Source organism: Streptococcus sp. IMAU 99161 (assembly GCF_014435245.1).
GTDB lineage: Bacteria > Bacillota > Bacilli > Lactobacillales > Streptococcaceae > Streptococcus > Streptococcus lactarius.
The window spans coordinates 1-19602 of the sequence record NZ_JAAPAW010000004.1 but is presented as its reverse complement, the minus strand read 5'-3'; the positions used below and the strand labels follow the sequence as shown (position 1 = coordinate 19602).

At 41.8% G+C, this 19602-nt stretch carries 9 protein-coding genes; all 9 read right to left on the bottom strand.

What is annotated here, in order from left to right; translation table 11 throughout:
* Window positions 1-66: 66 nt before the first annotated feature.
* Window positions 67-5709 (bottom strand): accessory Sec-dependent serine-rich glycoprotein adhesin, encoded by a 5643-nt coding sequence (locus HA044_RS10090; RefSeq protein WP_187538598.1) that lies wholly within the window; start codon window positions 5707-5709, stop codon window positions 67-69.
* A gap of 259 nt (window positions 5710-5968) precedes the next feature.
* Window positions 5969-7426, bottom strand: a complete 1458-nt coding sequence (gltX, locus tag HA044_RS01455; RefSeq protein WP_187538596.1) for a glutamate--tRNA ligase — start codon at window positions 7424-7426, stop codon at window positions 5969-5971.
* Window positions 7427-7719: 293 nt separating this feature from the next.
* Window positions 7720-8484, bottom strand: coding sequence for a (S)-acetoin forming diacetyl reductase (locus HA044_RS01450; protein ID WP_187538595.1), 765 nt, complete (start codon window positions 8482-8484; stop codon window positions 7720-7722).
* 469 nt (window positions 8485-8953) lie between these two features.
* The gene (locus HA044_RS01445; protein WP_187538593.1) at window positions 8954-9736 is read right to left on the bottom strand and encodes an alpha/beta hydrolase family protein; all 783 of its coding nucleotides are present in this window, start codon (window positions 9734-9736) and stop codon (window positions 8954-8956) included.
* Between the two features lie 70 nt (window positions 9737-9806).
* Complete coding sequence (locus HA044_RS01440; RefSeq protein ID WP_187538591.1) at window positions 9807-11465, bottom strand: ribonuclease J; 1659 nt, start codon at window positions 11463-11465, stop codon at window positions 9807-9809.
* Window positions 11466-11670: 205 nt separating this feature from the next.
* Window positions 11671-12213 (bottom strand): hypothetical protein, encoded by a 543-nt coding sequence (locus HA044_RS01435; protein ID WP_187538589.1) that lies wholly within the window; start codon window positions 12211-12213, stop codon window positions 11671-11673.
* Window positions 12214-13212: 999 nt separating this feature from the next.
* A complete protein-coding gene (locus tag HA044_RS01430) occupies window positions 13213-13977 on the bottom strand; it encodes an ABC transporter ATP-binding protein (RefSeq protein ID WP_187538587.1) in 765 nt (254 codons plus the stop codon).
* Window positions 13974-14840, bottom strand: a complete 867-nt coding sequence (locus HA044_RS01425) for an ABC transporter permease (RefSeq protein ID WP_187538585.1) — start codon at window positions 14838-14840, stop codon at window positions 13974-13976. Before HA044_RS01425 ends, HA044_RS01430 begins: the two co-directional genes overlap by 4 nt.
* Before the next feature lie 520 nt (window positions 14841-15360).
* A partial coding sequence (locus HA044_RS01420; protein ID WP_187538583.1) for an SspB-related isopeptide-forming adhesin occupies window positions 15361-19602 on the bottom strand: 4242 nt, incomplete at its 5' end.

The following is a 19602-nucleotide window of genomic DNA, read 5'->3' as shown; positions in this document are numbered from 1 at the left end:
CTCTTTCTGGAATCCTTTTTCATGTCCCACATACATGAAATGACCGGATGAAATGGTAGTCGAAGATTATTTTTCTTCTTTTTTGCGACGTCCAAGTGCTGCAACGCCAGCAACCCCTGCAACTGCTCCAAGAATAGCGGTTGCTACAGATCCAGTTTCACCAGTATTTGGAAGTTGTTCAAGAGCTGGAGCTGGTTGAGCTGGTTGCTCAGGAACTGGGTTCACTGGTGTATTTGGTGTTGGATCCATTGGTTTATTAGGTGTTGGATCTACAGGAGTATTTGGTGTTGGAGTTGGTGGTACTGGAGTGTTTGGTGTTGGAGTTGGTGGTACTGGAGTATTTGGTGTTGGAACGTTTGGAGTTTTCACAAGTTTGTAGACGTAAGTGACGTTCTTATCACCTTCGATCACTTTACCTGTAGTTGGATCAGTTGTCGTTAAGTGACCTTCACCATCAACTTTACCTACTGGGTAGTTACCTTGTGGTACCAATTCGTAAACTTTACCATCTGGAGTCACAATTGTCTTAGGACGATTATCCACAACTGTATCGTAATCTTTACCTACTGGTTGGTTAGATTCGTCTGTAACAGAACGTTTGATCGTGTTACCATTTTCATCTACGTAGTGAACGTAAACGTTACCCTTAGGTTGTGCTGGTTGTTCTTTGAGCTTGTAGATGTATGTAACATCTTTACGTCCTTCGATAACTTTACCTGTTGTAGCGTCTGATGACTCAAGGTGACCTTGTCCATCAACTTTACCTACAGTGTAGCTACCTGCTGGTACCAATTCATAGGTCTTGCCATTGTATTGGATTTCTTTTGGACGGTTGTCTACAACTGTATCGTAGTCTTTGTCGACTGGTTGATCTTTTTCGTCAACTACTGAAGTCTTGATGGTGTTACCTTCAGTGTCTTTGTAGTGTACGTAAACGTCACCTTTCACTTCTTTGTAAACGTAAGTGATGATTGAACGTGGTTTATCAACTTTACCCTTAGTTGGATCAGAAGATTCCAAGTGTCCATCCTTATCAACTTTACCTACTGGGTAGTCACCTTTTGGTACGATCTTGTATGTCTTACCATCTGGTGTCTTGATTGTCTTAGGTTTTTCACCTTCCTCAGTTGTGTTATATGGAGTGTCATATGGTGAGTTTGGCGTATCTTGACGAGGTTTCTTGATTTCTTTACCTTTTTCGTCTACATAAGTGATGATAACGTCACCTTCTTTAGGTTTCGTTGGATCTTCTTTCAGTTTGTATACATAAGTAACATTCTTATCACCTTCGATGACTTTACCTGTTGTAGCATCATCACCATTCCAGTGACCTTGTTCGTCGACTTGACCTACTGGGTAGTTACCTTGTGGTACCAATTCGTAGGTCTTACCTTGGAACTCGATTGTTTGTGGACGGTTGTCAACGACTGTATCGTAGTCTTTATCAACTGGTTGATCTTTTTCATCAGTGACATCGTCTTTAATCTTGTTACCATTAACATCAACATAGTGAACGTAAACATTACCCTTCACTTCTTTGTAAACGTAAGTAATGGTTGATTTAGGTTTATCAACTTTACCTTTAATTGGGTCAGAAGATTCAAGGTGTCCGTCACCGTCAACTTTACCTACTGGATAGTCACCTTTCGGAACGATCTTGTATGTCTTACCATCTGGTGTCTTGATCGTGTTAGGTTTTTCACCTTCCTCAGTTGTGTTATATGGTGTGTCATATGGTGAGTTTGGTGTATCTTGACGAGGTTTTTGGATTTCTTTACCATCATTTTCACGGATGTAAGTGATGATCACTTCACCTTGTTTAGGTGTTTCACTTTCAGACATTGATGAAGAATTTGAAGCTGAAACAGATACAGATGTAGAAAGTGAGTTTGATACTGATTCAGATGCTGACACTGATTGACTTACTGAGGTCGAAGTTGATTCAGATGCTGACACTGATTGACTTACTGAGGTCGAAGTTGATTCAGATGCTGACACTGATTGACTTACTGAGGTTGAAGCTGATTCAGACGCTGATACTGATTGGCTTGCTGATACTGAAGCTGAGGCAGATGTCGATGCTGACTGACTTGCTGATACTGAAGCTGAGGCAGACGCTGATACTGATTGACTTACCGATACAGAAGTTGATTCAGACGCTGATACTGATTGGCTTGCTGATGCTGAAGTTGATTCAGACGCTGATACTGATTGGCTTGCTGATGCTGAAGCTGAAGCAGATGTCGATGCTGACTGACTTGCTGATACTGAAGCTGAGGCAGATGTCGATGCTGATTGACTTGCTGATACTGAGGCACTTGCTGACTCAGATACTGAGGTACTTGTCGATTCAGATACTGAGGTACTTGTCGATTCAGATACTGAGGCACTTGTTGATTCAGATACTGAGGCACTTGTCGATTCAGATACTGAGGTACTTGTCGATTCAGATACTGAGGCACTTGTTGATTCAGATACTGAGGTACTTGTCGATTCAGATACTGAGGCACTTGTTGATTCAGATACTGAGGTACTTGCTGATTCTGATGTTGACGCACTTGCTGACTCAGACGCTGATGCTGATACAGATTCTGATGTGCTTGCTGACTCAGATGCTGATAATGATGCTGATTCTGATGCTGATAATGATGTTGAAGCTGACTCAGATGCTGATAATGATGCCGACTCAGATGTTGACACACTTGTTGACTCAGATGTTGATGCTGACTCAGACGCTGATGCTGATACAGATCCTGATGTGCTTGCTGACTCAGATGCTGATAATGATGCTGATTCTGATTGTGACTCAGATACACTTGCTGATTCTGATGCTGATAATGATGCTGATTCTGATGTTGATGCACTTGCTGACTCAGATGTTGATGCTGACTCAGACGCTGATGCTGATACAGATTCTGATGTGCTTGCTGACTCAGACGCTGATGTTGATGCAGATTCTGATTGTGACTCAGATACACTTGCTGATTCAACTTCTGATTGGCTCAACGAAGCAGATACTGATTCTGATGCAGATTTAGAAGCTGATGTTGTATCAGATTCTGATTGAGATCCTGACTTAGATACTACTTCTGATTCAGATTGTGACACAGATTGTGACTTAGAAACAACCTCTGATTGTGATACTGATTGTGACTTAGATACAGCTTCTGATGTTGATTGTGATACAGATTGTGACTTAGACACTACTTCTGACTGCGATACTGATTGTGATTTAGATACAACTTCTGATGTTGATTGTGACACAGATTGTGATTTAGACACTACTTCAGACTGCGATACTGATTGTGACTTAGATACTACTTCAGACTGCGATACTGATTGTGATTTAGACACTACTTCTGAAAGTGATTGTGAGTTTGAAGCAGAGTTTGAGAATGATTGTGATTGAGATGCAGACTCAGAATCACCCAATTTCTCGAAGTAATAGTTCACATCAGTTGATGGTTTAATCGCAGTTGGAATTGAGTAGTTATTTGAGAATGAAGAGAAACCTTTCAATTCTGTGTAAGAAACTTTACCAGTGGAATCTGTTACTTTTGTCTTCGCAACAATATCAGCATTACGTCCGGCAATCAAGTTCCATTTATTATTTCCTTGACCAGCTGGTGTTAATGATACATCTGGTGCCCCTGTAAATGGTTTTGCGTATCCTTCAGTCACTTTGGTTTCATCGTGCGTAAGGTTAACTTTTTCTGTATTAGACTGCCAACCAGTAATTACTAGGGAGTTGCTACCTGCAGTTTCGACAACATCAATATGGTAATCTCCATTTTTGCTATTTACAGTAGTCGTTTTCGATTCAGTAGCTTTCCAAGTGTCACCAGCTTTATTTACAGATGATGTGTAGAGAAGTGTATATTTAGATACATCTTCTGTACCGACATCACTTGCACTGAAGTTGCTTACTTGTGATGGATCAAGAGCATAAATTTTCGTTACAGTTGAACCATTTGTATCCACGATTTCAGAAATACGTTTCACGTAGTAATGGTTAGCTCCACCTTGAAGTTCGACCAATTTTTGACCAACAACACCCTTACCAAGGATACCAGATGTTTTTTGAGTAGAATCTGTTGTAGCAGCTACATGCTTGTAACCAGGGATATCACGGTTGTTTGAAGCTGTAAATTGTTGTCCTGCAAGACCTGTTTGTGTGTAGCTTGCTAGATCTGTTTCAGTTCCAGTAGGTTTGTAAAGTTGACCTGGAGTAGACTTACCTTGAATAAGCTTATAGTGAGTTGTTTGATCAACTGTTGCATAAGGAACAGAAGTTTGAACGTTTGGTTTGTCTTCGTTTTCATTACCTGGGTAGTTTGTATCACGAATTTGAAGTGTCTCATACTCAAGGTTCGCGTTCACCAATGAGAAGGTCACGTTACCTGGATCAGTTCCGTTAGCACCTGTGTAAGTCAAGGTGTTAGTTACATCAGAGTTATTATTAGTGATGTAGCTTGGAAGTGAGATATTGCTTTCACCAGCATGGATGGTACGTGTGAAGACTTCTGAACCATCAGATTTCTTCACAATACGCAAGTGAACATCTGGATTAGCTGAAAGGCTACCAGTGATGGCAGAACGGTCTACTGCAAGAGTAGCATAGTAATCAAAGTTTGTTTTCGCCCCAGTTGAATGATCTGTTTTAAGGAATTGCCATACACCGAAAGTGAAACGATTAGCGTTTGGATCCAAAGCATAACCAGATTTGCTGAAGGCAGTATCTTCAATTGTTGCGCCGTTTGCATCTGTAATAACTGGAACTGTCGTTCCATTAGTTCTTGTTGAAATTGGTGCCAACTGTGCAGTAACTGCTGGAGCACCATCTACAGTAGCATTTCCAGTAAATCCAGCCGCTGTCAAGGTTGCCATCATGTCATCTACTGACTTGCTCAAGCGTTCGCGTTGGTCTGCGTATGATTGAGCAGAAGCATTGGCATTGATCAAGCTGTTGCTTGCTGTCAATTCTGTTTGAACTTTAGCAATTGCGGCATCAAGAGCTGCTTTCTTTTCAGGGACTGAAACTGTCGCTGAGTAGTCGCTTGCGATCTTGTTCAACAAGACTGCTTCTGAAGCATTTTGTTCCAAAATAACTTTGTCTTCAGTCTTTACAGGTGCAGTAGTTTCTGAAGCAGATTCAGATCCAGCTACTACAGCTGATTCACTAGAAGCTGTTGAAACTTCTGTTGAAGCATGTTCCTTCAATGAAGCTGAGTGAGAAGCGGATACACTAACAGAAGTTGAAGCGCTCACTGAAGCAGAAGCACTTGCTGATTCTGTTGTAGATTCAGTAGTTGATTCTGTAGTTGATTCAGATTGAGATTCAGTTGTTGAAGTTGTACCAAGGACTGTACTTCCTTGCTCTACAAGTGCTTGGCTAGAAAGCTCAGAAGCAGTCACTACGTCTGATCCAGTTTCATCAGCCTTTGCAGTGTTGGCAACTGTAGCTGCACCAAAAATAGCTCCTGCTGCTACAATCCCTTTCAACAAGCCACGACTAGTCATTTCTGTAGCAGAAACTTCGTCTTCACGAACTTCAGCCACGACAGTCTTTTCAACTTGACCACGGATCACTTTCAAAAGACCAAAGTTAGAAGTAGCCGCGCGCAACCAGTTCTTACCTGATTTAATCAATTTAAAACGAGTGACACGATCGGTTTCACGGAATTCACCGTTTGAACGTTTAAAAAACATGTTGTCTCCTTATTTACATTTTTTATTGCCCTACTATTATAGACTACCATGGAGGTTTTTGGAAGCAATTATCATTAGTTATTGCTATTTTTTTATAATCTTACCCTTAATTAGTAATGAAATCGCTTTCATAGTAGTATTTTTGTCAAACCGGGGCAAATTTTTGAAAAAAATGAGCTTTTTAACAGACGAAAAAAAGGACTGGAAAACTAATTTCCAATCCCTTATAAACTACATACAAATCCCGGTATAGAGAGGCTTAAGCAATCTTCTTCAACATCCGTTCAATGTGCTCAATTGATTTTTCACGGCCAAGTAAGAAAATGGTTTCTGGCAATTCTGGACCATGCATTTCTCCAGAAACGGCAATCCGAATTGGCATAAAGAGGTTCTTCCCTTTGATGCCTGTTTCTTTTTGAACCGCTTTGATTTGTGGGAAGATATTTTCTACCACAAACTCGTCGTCTGACATTGCTTCGAGTTTTGCTTTGAAGGATTCCAAAACGGTTGGTACTGTTTCAGCTGCCATGACTTCTTTTTCTGCATCTGTCAACTCTGGGAAGTCTGCAAAGAAAAGGTCTGTCAATGGAACGATTTCATCCACTGACTTCATTTGTGGCTTGTAAAGTTCTACAAACTTCTCAGCTTTGTCTGTTAGGCGCCCTGCTTCTTCGAGGAATGGTTTCGCCATTGCGACGATTGTTTCAAGATCTGCATTCTTGATGTAGTCATTGCTCATCCAGTCCAATTTCTTTTGGTCAAAGGCTGCAGGCGATTTGCTGAGACGATGTTCATCAAAGAGTTTGATGAGTTCTTCGCGAGAGAAGATTTCGTCTTCTCCACCAGGGTTCCAACCAAGAAGAGCGATAAAGTTAAAGACTGCTTCTGGAAGGTACCCTTTCTTACGGTAGTCTTCGATGAACTGAAGGGTGTTGGTGTCCCGTTTAGACAACTTCTTACCCGTTTCAGAGTTAATGATCAAGGTCATGTGACCAAACTCAGGAGCTTCCCAGCCAAGTGCTTCATAAACCATCAATTGTTTTGGTGTATTGGCAATGTGGTCATCTCCACGAATAACATGAGAAATCTTCATTTCATGGTCATCGATGACGACGGCAAAGTTGTAAGTTGGATAGCCATCCTTCTTTTGGATGACCCAATCACCACCGACATTAGCCCCTTCAAACTCGATATCACCCTTAACAATGTCATGCCACTTGTAGATACCAGCTTCATTGACCACCAAACGAACGGTTGGAACAATCCCTGCAGCTTCACGTTCTGCTACATAGGCTGCTTTTTCTTCTTCGCTCATTCCGAGGTATTCATTGACGTATCGAGGTGTTTCTCCAGCTGCTTCTTGGCGTTCACGTTCTGCTGCCAATTCTTCTTCTGTTACATAAGATTTATAGGCTTTCCCTTCCGCCAAGAGTTGGTCAATGTATTTTTGGTAAAGTGGCAACCGTTCTGATTGGCGATAGTTTTCGTGTGTTTCAGGACTTTCATCCCAATCCATCCCCAACCAACGAAGGTTTTCAAGCTGTGAACGTTCCCCGTCTTCGACGTGGCGCTTGCGGTCCGTATCTTCAATCCGAATAATAAAGGTACCGCCATAATGACGTGCATAAAGGTAGTTAAACAATGCAGTACGCGCATTTCCGATGTGTAATAATCCCGTTGGACTTGGTGCATAACGCACACGAATATCTTTTGCCATGTTTCTCTCCTATAATCTTGTTCGCTATCACTAGCGCATTTATTCAATCGTTCTTATTATACCACAAAGACAGCCAGACTAAAATGAATAAGTGACCTTTTAGAAAGTCCTTGCTGATTCAGAACCCTATAGAGTAACATACAAACCCCTCTACCTTCTCAACATGGAGCACCTCATCACGGAGAACCTTATCACGTGCCCCGCAAAAAAGGGACCGAGAGCTATTTTAAAAATAGATCTTAGTCCCCCATTCGCCTGGATCCTCTTCAAGCGAACTAGCTATTCTTTATTGATTAATGGAATTGCATACCACCATCTACGATGATAGTTTGACCAGTGATGTAGTTTGAATCTGGGCCAGCAAGGAAGCTAACAGCAGCAGCCACATCTTCAGGTTCAGACAGACGTTTCAAAGTGATGTCTTTTGCGAATGTTTGCATACCCCATTCGTCGTCTTTACCTGCATTTTTACCAACTTCATGGGCAATATCAAACATCATTGGAGTCTTAACGATACCTGGTGCGTAGGCATTGACAGTAATGCCTGAGTCAGCCAAATCACGCGCCAAAGTTTGTGTAATCCCACGAACCGCAAATTTAGTACCACCATAGACAGTCAAGTTCGGATTCCCAACGACACCAGCTTGAGAAGTGGCGTTGATGATTTTACCACCGTGACCAAGGGCTTTAAATTGCGCTTGCGCAGCTTGAGCACCCCAGATCACACCACCGACATTGATATTAAATGTACGATGGAATTGTTCTTCTGTGATAGTAGCAAGTGGAGTCGTTGGTGCTACACCGGCATTGTTGACAACAACATTCAAATCACCAAAGTGATCAACAACTTTTTGGAAGGCCGCAGCAACTTCTGCTTGTTTAGATACATCTGCTACAACAGCAAAAGCATTTTCAGCTGACAATTCTGCAACAGCTTTTTCAGCTGTTTCTGCATTGTAGTCCAAGATTCCGACTTTAAAGCCGTCTTGAACTAAACGTTTTGCAATTGCAAAACCAATCCCTTGACCTGCACCTGTAACAATAGCAACTTTAGACATATTTGTACCTCCAATTGCACTATAAAAGTTAGTAACTTCAATGGCCTAACTCACCATACAACAAAAATCATTTTCACGATTTCGCTATCATTCTAAAACTTTGTGAAGAAAAAGTCAAGCAAAATCCTTGACTTTTATAGGTAAATAGATTAGGAAAAATTAATTCCCTTTGTTGCACCAAAAAAGCAGGATAGAAACCTGCTTGCATTCAAGCGCTTCTATCCTGCTCCCTATTTTCACTATATCCGCTACGCCCTTTGTATCTTAACGAAATGCGACAGTACGAAGGTGGATCGATATTATCCACCTGAGGAGTTAGTGAGGCGTGTAGGCAAGGTACCATAGTACTTGCCGTTACACGAATTGAACACGGGCTGCGGATTGTGTCAAAAAGATGAATTCTCCTAGAATCTTTTGGATTCTACGTCGAATTCCCTATTTTGACTGTATCCGCTACGCCCTTTGTATCTTATTCTAACCGTTCTTCTAGTTCAAAGTCGATTGGTAGGGTTTGTAAGAAGTGCTCCAACTCACGTTCCCAGTAAAACCATTCGTGCTTGCCTGGGCTGTGGCTATAAGTGACATCCAAACCCAGTTTCTCCAATTCCTTAGCCTCAAATTGATTGGCTTCATAGAGAAAATCCTGCTCTCCACACCAGATCCAAAGCTTGGTCTTTTTATCGGAGAACTTCTTAGTAACCGACTCTAGTGAGTAAGGGCTCGTCGTCCAATCGTTTACCTCTCCAAAGATCCCCTTCCAAAAGGCCGGTTTTTCCAGATCATTCTTTTCAAAGGTCATCCCATGGAAACTCAGGGCACCGGAAAAACTCGCCGCATGAGAAAAGCGATTGGTCTTGAGAGCCAAGAGCATTGAGCCGTAACCTCCCATCGACAAGCCTGCGATAAAAGTTTTCTCCCGTTTTTTAGTCATATGAGGGAAGAAACGGGCTAATGTCTCTGGCAATTCGTCCGCAATGGCCGTGTAATAGTTGTATCCATACTGCGTATCTGTGTAAAAACCATTATTGGTATTGGGTAGGACCACGATCAGATTGGTATTTCGCAAAATGCGCTCCACATGGGTTCGCTTCAGCCAAGAATGATGATTGCCGTTCATTCCGTGTAAGAGATAAAGAACTGGAATATCCTTATCTGCTGGATTTTCCACGCGCGACGCATCAGGATAAAGAACGGACACACCCCACTCCATCTTCAAGGCCTCTGAATAATACTCAATCTGCATAACTGCCATTTACTTTCCTCTTTCTACTGTCAAAAACACTCGGCAAGCCTCTGGCCACCAAGTGTTTCAATCTCATTTATTATTTCACTTCCATCACGACTGGTAAAATCGCCGGACGACATTTGGTCTGTTCAAATAAGAATTTAGACAAATGATCACGTACCAATCCTTTTAATTCACCCCAGTCAAAGTTGTCCTGTGCAAGGTAGTCTTCAACGCTTTGGTTGACCAATTCACAACTTTCACGGAGAATATCCCGACTCTTCTTGACATAGACAAATCCACGAGTGTGCACGTGCGCTTTGGAAATAATCTTCTTTTCTTTGCGGTTTACCGTAATGGCTACAATAAAGATTCCATCTTCTGACAAGACTTTACGGTCACGAAGGACGATATTGCCCACATCCCCAATGGCATTCCCATCGATCATAACATCTCCAGCTGAGATGCTCCCTGCAGGGACGAAATCTCCCTTTTCATACTCCATGACTGTACCGCGCTTTGGAATGAAGATATTTTCAGGCAAAATCCCAACTTCCATGGCAATCCGTGCATGGGCATCCAACTCCCGGTACTCTCCTTGAATTGGGAAGAGATACTTCGGACGAAGCAGATTGATCATCAACTGCAAATCCCGCGCATTTCCGTGGCCAGACACGCGCAAACTAGACGTAATCAACTTAACAATCCCACCTGCTTGGTAGACCATATTTTCCACACGAGCCACCACGGCTTCTTTGGCAATAGAAGGTGTTGTAACGATGTAGACCAAATCCCCATCTTTGATTTCCACATAGCGGTGACGACCAATCGACATCTTGCGCAACCCATTAATGGGCTCACCCATCCGGCCTGTTTCCAAAATGATCAATTCATGATCTTCAAACCGGCTCATTTCTTTCGGCTTGATCAAGAGTTTTTCATTGGCAAGGGACAACTTGTTCAAGCGAATAGCTGTCCGGACGATGTTTTCCACATCAAAACCTGTCAAGACGACCCGGCGACCAGTCTCAGCTGCGGCATCAAAGACCTGCTGGATCCGAGAAAGGTTGCTGGCAACGGCTGCAACGATCACACGCCCATCCCAGTTGGCAATCGTATCTAAGATTTCATCGCCGACTTCTTGCTCACTAGCGACCTGTACCTTGCTATCCGCATTGGCCGAATCACTCAAAAGCGCAAGAACCCCTTCGCGCCCGATTTCAGCTAGACGGGCAAAGTCTGTCGCGTAAGACTCACTCGCTGTTTGGTCAAATTTAAAGTCGCCTGTATAGACGATATTTCCCTCAGAAGTTCCAATGACAACACCAATACTTTCAGGGATGGAGTGGGTTGTTTGAAAGAAGGACACAACCGCATCTCCAAATTCAATCTCAGAATTTTGATCAATCACATGGAAGTCATTGTATTTCTTAACACTATCATTTCCTTTGACAAAGAGCTTGGCCAACTCAATCGTTAGCTCCGTTCCAAACACAGGAACTTTTGCCTCAGCCAAAAGGTAAGGCAAGGCACCGATGGCATCCGCATGCCCATGGGTTAAGAAAACGCCTGCAATACGGTCTTTGTTTTCAAAAAGATAATCCATATTGGGGATGACAACGTCCACCCCAAGTTGTTCATTTTCTGGATACTTCAGTCCTGCATCCAGGACAAAAATTGAATCGTTTACTTCAGCGATGTAGAGATTTTTCCCATTTTCTCGAACACCACCGAGAGTGACTAATTTAATACTCACTGTTTTCTCCTTTAATTGATAGATTTTTTAATACTTACGGTCCTTGGCTGCCCAAGTCGAATTACAGCTTTGCAAATTCTTGCATATCTATTCTATTATACAATTTTTTTCTATTTTTTTCAAAAACACACCCTAGCAAAAAGCCCCCTCATCTGAAACAGATGAAAGGGCTTCTAGGCGCCAATTTTTAGGGGGAAAAGACCCTCTAAAGATGATAATCTCCCCGCTTATTTTCAATGATCCGCATCGCAGCCTTGATCACATGAAACTTACTGAGCAATTCTTCAAGACGCTTAAAATTGCGCTCACTCAATTGACCCGTCTTCACCGCTTGAGAGAGATGATAAAAGTCATCTAAATCATCCTCAATATTTTCAAACAGCTCCTTGGCTTCCTTGAGTCGGTAGCGATTGAGCAAATGGGTGAGATCCTTTTTAAAGTCAGAGACATTGCTTTCATGAATGTCTGTATAAGCCTCGTCTTCCTCACTGTTTTCCTGGTAATTCACTGCCTTAAAACAAGTGATAAATTCTCGGCTTTTGATGTTACAGACAAAAATAACACCATCACTCGATACATAAGTTTTTGTATCAGCAGGTTGGAGCACATCACTCTCATAAGGCGAGAGAGAGGGCAGGTGTTGATTGATCCAACGTTTCAGGTGTTGATCATCCACTCCAAAGCGCTCCAACGCTCTCTTTCTAAAATGATCTCTGCAACTGTAGTCTTGTGCATACGACAATCCCATCCTCTCACCTCCTTTTTGAGTTTGCGAATAGGAAGGGCCTCCAGTCTTACGGGACTAGAGGCCAGGTCTGTTTTTCCGACATGGTGCCATTAACCTTTCGGCTAATACAACAATGTTTTTTGACGTTTATTTCATGTAATAGTATTTTTGTAAAATACCAGAGGTTTTCTTTGCAATCCTACATTTCAATAAATGTTCGATTGGACACATTGAAGTTTGAAAACCTTCACAAAAGCTTCTACCAACTATTTCCACGTTTTCTCATATGATCCGACAAACTTAGCAGGCTTGCCCGACTGTCCAATCGATTCGATACACAGCCCAACGACTCTTTTAGAAAAGAGCATCAACAAATGTCAGAAAAACAGACCTAAAACGAAGTAACCACTAATAATCTTGATCAGTCATGGTGACCAGTCCCTTCTTTATCCTTCTATTTATATTATACGTCTCCTTCTTCTCTTTAGCAAGCGATTCCACCTGAAACTAGTTTCTATTTTTATACGGTTTTTTAAAGCACTATTTATAAGAATTCCCCTTTTATAAAGCACCCGTTCAATCCATATAGTATATTTATAAGCTATCATTTGTTTTTTAGAAAATAAAAAGGAAGTAGGACGACGAAGCGTTCATAAATCATATCGCTTCTGTCCTATTCCCTATTTTGACTGTATCCGCTTCGGCATCTTAGCAGAATGCGACAGACAGGACGAAGGTGAATCGATACCATCCACCTGAGGAGTTAGTGGGTCGTGTAGGCAAGGTACCATAGTACTTGCCGTTACACGAATTGAACACGCCCTAAATGCTGTGTGAAAAAACGCAAGCTATAATAGCAATAAATTCCAGACGCAGTAGCTGATTGGCTTCTTCTCTCGCTTGATTAGCTCAGAAGAAATCCTAATCAGCCTTGTGGGGGTAGGACGACGAAGCGTTCATAAATCATATCGCTTCTGTCCTACTCCCTATTTTGACTGTACCCGCTACGCCCTTTGTATCTTATTCTTTCTCAAACAATTGATAGTAGTCTGCTATGTTCATTTGAGCTTTTTCTTCTTGGTTGAGGTCTTGGATAATGTGCCCGTCTTTCATGACAATCAAGCGATTGCCGTATTTCAAAGCATCTTCCATATGGTGGGTGATCATCAGGGCTGTGAGGGCGTCTTGTTTCACAAATTCATCTGTCAAAGTCATCAGAGCCTGACTCGTTTTTGGATCCAAGGCGGCTGTGTGTTCGTCTAGCAATAAGAGTTCTGGACGTTTCAAGGTAGCCATCAACAGACTCAACGCCTGGCGTTGTCCCCCTGAAAGAAATTCAACCGCTGTATCGATATGCTTTTCTAAGCCATTGCCGATCTTAGCAAGAACTGTTTGAAACTCTTCTTTATAGCTTGCCAAGTGACGCGGAATCAAGCCCCGTTTTTCTCCACGGAACTTGGCAACCAAGAGGTTTTCAGCTACTGTCATCCGAGGTGCTGTTCCCATTTTTGGATCTTGAAAGACCCGTGATAGATACTTGGCTCTCTTTTCAGGAGAGTAATTGGTCACATCTTCCCCCAAAATATAGATCTTGCCACTGCTCACTGGAAGGGTCCCTGCAATCGTATTAAAAAGGGTTGATTTTCCAGCACCATTACCCCCCAAAATCGTGATAAAATCATGCTCTCGAATTTCCAAGGAGACATCATCCAGAATGACTTTTTCTTCATTCATCCCATTGCTCACAGCTTTGGTTACATTTTTTAATTCTACAACTGCTGTCATTTACTGAATTTCGCTCCTTTCATGATTTTTCCTTTAAAGGTTGGAATCATCAGGCAGATAGCCAAGATCAAGGCACTGAAGATTCGAATGTAGCTGGTATTGATGCCAAGGGCGATCACAGCCCAGATCAAAAATTGGTAGGCGATGGAACCAATTGCAATACTGAGCAGACGCTCCGTCAAGGTGACATTTGAAAAGAGAACCTCTCCAATAATGAGGCTAGCAAGTCCAATAACGATGACCCCGATCCCACGTGATGCATCCGCATAGCCTTCTTGCTGGGCCATTAGCGCACCAGAAAGGGCAATAATTCCATTTGAAATCACCAAACCCATCAGTTCCATTCGGTCCGTATTGATCCCAAAACTTTTCGCCATATCAGGATTGTCTCCCGTCGCGATATAAGCTTGGCCCAAGCGTGTATCCAAGAAGAAAATCAAACCGAGAATCACGAGACCCACAAAGATCAAACCAACCAGGATTTCGTTGAGACCACTGGAAAGGGGAAGAAAATCTTGGATTTTTTTATAACCCAAAAGCCCCAGATTGGCCCGTTGCATGACAAAGAGAATGACCGAGTTACACGATGTCATCACGAGGATCCCCGATAAAAGTGTGGGGATTTTCCCTTTTGTATAGAGAAGTCCTGTCGCGAGTCCCGCTAGACACCCTGCTCCAATGGCAGCTAAGGTTGCTACCAAGGGATTGACCCCCTTGGTAATCAAGGTCACCGCCACCGCTCCTCCCAGCGGGAAGGAACCTTCTGTCGTCATATCTGGAAAATCTAGAATTCGGAAGGTCATAAAGATCCCCAAACCAAGAATGGCCCAGATCAAGCCTTGTGAAACAATTGAATTAATCATAGTGTCTCCCTTCGATAATAGTAGTTTTATTGTAACATAAATATGGAAGAGAGCCTATAAAAAATTCACAATATTTCTTGAAACATCTGCTTTTTCGAAATCAAGAGAATCATACTGAGAAACTGACGAAAAAAGGATTCTGTGAACATTTATAATTATGCAAAAAAATAAAAGCCTGCGTTTGTATCACAGACCTTTATTTAATAGGGTAACTGACGACAATAAGGGTGTGAAGTTCTTCCACTCCAAACCCTACTCTTTTCCAATTCAAAGCAGATTCATTCCCCTTGTTGCCGGCAGTTTGAAACTTCAAATTGCTTTTCTAGTATACTGTTTTATCGCCTACAAGTCAATGAAAATTTTCTGAAACTAGTTACAGAATTTCTAAAAAATTTCACTATTTACCTGTATATTTTTTTATTTTCCATAACAAAGAGGCCCTGCTCTTTCGAGCAAAGCCTCTTCGTATTGGATCTAAAATTGTCGCCTCATCTACAAAATTGTTGATGTCTCCTCAATTTTAGTCTTCACGTTTCTTGCGTTTTGCAAGTCCAGCAAGTCCAACCATACCAAGTGCAGCACCTAACAATGCAGCTGATACTGATTGTTCTTCACCAGTGTTTGGAAGTCCTGGAGCTGGTGGAGTTGTTGGTGTTGGTGGTGTTGGAGGAGTCGTTGGTGGTGTTGTTGGTGGCGTTGGAGGAGTTGGCGGTGTTGTTGGTGGTGTTGGAGGAGTTGGCGGTGTTGTTGGCGGTGTTGGTGGTGTTGTTGGCGGAATAACAGTGTTGTTAAACTCTGTATCTTCTGGCAACTTAGTAGTAGCCACTAATACCTTACCTTCTTTATTCACCACGATACCAACGGTCGCAACCATCTTATCGTAAACAACGCTAGAATCTGTACCACGAATTTCTTCTACATGGTAGAGGTGAGTTCCTTCTTCACCACGTTTGAACTCAAGATTTGAGAAGGTAATCTTACCATCTGCGTCATTCTTCACAGTTTCGATCACATTGCCTTTTTCGTCTTTTAGAACGAAGCTGAATTCACCAGCTTTCAATGTGCGTCCTTCCAATTTCTTAGTGAATTGGAATTGTACCTTAACTGGAATATTTACAACACGTTTTTCAGTTGGTTTGTTTGGCTTGTTCACTGTCTTATGAGTTGGGTCATATTGGTGAACTGTTTGAGATGCAGTATTTTCAATGTCCACACCATCTTGTGCACTTTGTTTAATTTCTGCAGGAATTTCAAACTTGTAGTAACGTCCAAAGGCCAACTTAGTTGTGTCGATGACTTGGGTATTTTCTGCATCACCAAGAGACTTAGTAAGATCTGCTTTAGATGTTGCAGTGATGAGACCATTTTCAAGCTTGATGTCAAACTTAGCTGTTACATCTTCTCCTGTTATAGAGTCGTATGCTTTAATATCTGCTACGTTGATATTCAAGTTTTCGCTATCATATTTATCTGTCACACCAACAGATTGAATATTGTGTGCTTCAGTGAATTTAGTTGTATCCAACCATACTTGGTAGTATACTTTATCACCTTTCTTGAGTGTCTTCGTATTGATATTTTGAGCTTCGTTGTTGGCAGTGCCGTCCGCATATGGGTTGGCATTTGTGTCTGCCACCTTATTCTTCAACTCACTATCATCGTCGAGAAGTTTCACACCTGTAAGATCGAATTTGGATTCGTTCAAGATGTATTTCTCTGGATTGAAATCAGGAGTTTCTGGAGGACGAACAGTATTGTTGAATTCTTTATCCGCAATATTGCCAACTTTCGCTACGAGAAGTTTAGCAGTGCCGTCATGTGAAACGGTTACTGTTACATTCGCTTTCATCGTATCGTAAGTGACAGTTGCGTCTGTTCCCTTCACTTCTTCTACAGTGTACTTGTGTACGCCTTCTTGACCCTTCTTGAATTCAAGTTTAGAGAATTTAACGTTACCAGCCGCATCGTTGCTTACTGTTTCAACAACTTTACCTTCTGAATCTTTAAGCACGAAGCTGAATTCGTTAGCTTTCAGTTCACGACCTTCCAAACGTTTAGTGAAGTTGAATTCGATGTCAACTGGAACACTATTTACACGTTTTTCAGTTGGTTTGTTTGGTTTTTCAACCTTCTTAGTTGTTGGGTTGTAGTAGTTCACAACTTGAGCTGCTGTATTTTCGATATCCACACCGCCAGGAACGTCTGCGTTCACTGTTGCTGGAATATCAAATTTATAGTAACGTCCAAACTCGAACTTAGTCGTGTCAATGATTTGAGTGTTTTCAGCGTCGCCAAGTGACTTCGTGAAGCCATCTTTCAGGTTAGCTGTAATCACACCGTTAGCGATTGAGATATCGAACTTAGATGTAACATCTGCGCCAGTAACTGAATCGTATGCCTTGACGTCTGAAGCATTCACAGTCAACTTAGTTTCATCGTAGTCATCTGTGATACCAACTGTTTGGATATTATCCTTGTTGTTAGCGTCAAATTGAGTAGTATCCAACCATACTTGGTAGTAAAGTTTTTGACCACGTTTCACGGACTTAGTATTCAAGTTTTCCAATTCGTTGTTTGATGCATCATCGGCGTATGGGTTAGCGTTTGTATCCGCAACCTTGTTAGCCAATTCTTTATCATCATCAACGAGTTTCGTACCTGTTACGTCAAATTTCGCTTCAGAAACAACATATTTTTCAGGGTTGAACTTAGGTTCTTCCGGAGGACGAACAGTATTGTTGAATTCTTTGTCCGCGATTTCGCCAACTTTCGCTACGAGAAGTTTAGCAGTTCCGTCATGTGAAACGGTTACTGTTACATTTGCTTTCATCGTATCGTAAGTGACAGTTGCGTCTGTTCCTTTGACTTCTTCTACAGTGTAGTTGTGTACGCCTTCTTGACCCTTCTTGAATTCAAGTTTAGAGAATTTAACGTTACCAGATGCATCATTGCTTACTGTTTCAACAACTTTACCGGTTGAATCTTTAAGCACGAAGTTGAATTCGTTGGCTTTCAGCTCACGACCTTCCAAACGTTTAGTGAAGTTGAATTCGATGTCAACTGGAACACTATTTACACGTTTTTCAGTTGGTTTGTTTGGTTTTTCAACCTTCTTAGTTGTTGGGTTGTAGTAGTTTACAACTTGAGCTGCTGTATTTTCGATATCCACACCGCCAGGAACGTCTGCGTTCACTGTTGCTGGAATATCAAATTTATAGTAGCGTCCAAACTCGAACTTAGTTGTGTCAATGATTTGAGTGTTTTCAGCGTCGCCAAGTGACTTCGTGAAGCCATCTTTCAAGTCAGCTGTGATCACACCGTTAGCGATTGAGATATCGAACTTAGATGTAACATCTGCGCCTGATACTGAATCGTATGCCTTGATGTCTGAAGCATTCACAGTCAACTTAGTTTCATCGAAGTCATCTGTGATACCAACTGTTTGGATGTTATCCTTGTTGTTTGCGTCAAATTGAGTAGTATCCAACCATACTTGGTAGTAGAGTTTTTGACCACGTTTCACTGACTTAGTATTCAAGTTTTCCAATTCGTTGTTTGATGCATCATCAGCGTAAGGGTTAGCGTTTGTATCCGCAACCTTATTAGCCAATTCTTTATCATCGTCAACGAGTTTTGTACCTGTTACGTCGAATTTCGCTTCAGAAACAACATATTTTTCAGGGTTGAACTTAGGCTCTTCCGGAGGAGTCACACGGTTGTTGAATTCTTTATCAGCGATTGCACCTACAGTTGCTACAAGGGCTTTAGCTGTACCGTCGTGTGATACTGTGATTGCTACAGTTGCTTTCATTGTATCGTATGTAACGGTTGCGTCTGTTCCCTTCACTTCTTCTACAGTGTAGTTGTGTACACCTTCTTCACCCTTCTTGAAGCTGAGTGGTGAGAATGAAACGTTACCAGCTGCATCATTGCTTACTGTTTGAACAACTTTACCTGTTGAATCTTTAAGCACGAAGCTGAATTCATTAGCCTTCAGTTCACGGCCTTCCAAACGTTTAGTGAAGTTGAATGACACATCAACTGGTACGTTGTTGACACGTTTTTCAGTTGGTTTGCTTGGTTTTTCAACTTTCTTAGTTGTTGGGTTGTAGTAGTTTACAACTTGAGCCGCTGTATTTTCGATATCAACTCCGCCAGGAACATCAGCTTTCACTGTTGTTGGGATGTCGAACTTGTAGTAGCGTCCAAATGCGAATTTCGTTGTATCAATGATTTGAGTGTTTTCAGCGTCGCCAAGTGACTTCGTGAAGCCATCTTTCAGGTTAGCTGTAATCACACCATTGTTCACAGTGATATCGAATTTAGTTGTTACATCTGCGCCTGTTACAGAGTCATACGCTTTAATCTTAGTAGCGTCAAGTTCCAACTTAGCTTCATCGTAGTCATCTGAGATTCCTACTGATTGGATGTTATCCTTGTTGTTAGCGTCAAATTTAGTTGTATCCAACCATACTTGGTAAACCAACTTGTCGCCACGGTTAACAGTCTTAGTATTGATGTTTTCAGCTTCGTTGTTTGCAGTACCATCCACATATGGGTTGGCATTTGTATCTGCGTACTTATCAGCCAATTCAGAATCATCATCAAGAAGTTTGTTATCAGTGATTGAGAATTTCTCTGCATTCAATACATACTTCTCTGGTTGGAACTTAGGTTCTGTTGGTGGAGTGACACGGTTGTTGAACTCTTTATCAGCGATTGTACCTACAGTTGCTACAAGGGCCTTAGCTGTACCGTCGTG

What these genes read in the sequence shown, in the direction of transcription:
- HA044_RS10090 (WP_187538598.1), bottom strand. Translation starts at nt 5,709, where the DNA reads ATGTTTTTTAAACGTTCAAACGGTGAATTCCGTGAAACCGATCGTGTC.
- HA044_RS01450 (WP_187538595.1), bottom strand. Translation starts at nt 8,484, where the DNA reads ATGTCTAAAGTTGCTATTGTTACAGGTGCAGGTCAAGGGATTGGTTTT.
- HA044_RS01435 (WP_187538589.1), bottom strand. Translation starts at nt 12,213, where the DNA reads ATGGGATTGTCGTATGCACAAGACTACAGTTGCAGAGATCATTTTAGA.
- gltX (WP_187538596.1), bottom strand. Translation starts at nt 7,426, where the DNA reads ATGGCAAAAGATATTCGTGTGCGTTATGCACCAAGTCCAACGGGATTA.
- HA044_RS01425 (WP_187538585.1), bottom strand. Translation starts at nt 14,840, where the DNA reads ATGATTAATTCAATTGTTTCACAAGGCTTGATCTGGGCCATTCTTGGT.
- HA044_RS01445 (WP_187538593.1), bottom strand. Translation starts at nt 9,736, where the DNA reads ATGGCAGTTATGCAGATTGAGTATTATTCAGAGGCCTTGAAGATGGAG.
- HA044_RS01430 (WP_187538587.1), bottom strand. Translation starts at nt 13,977, where the DNA reads ATGACAGCAGTTGTAGAATTAAAAAATGTAACCAAAGCTGTGAGCAAT.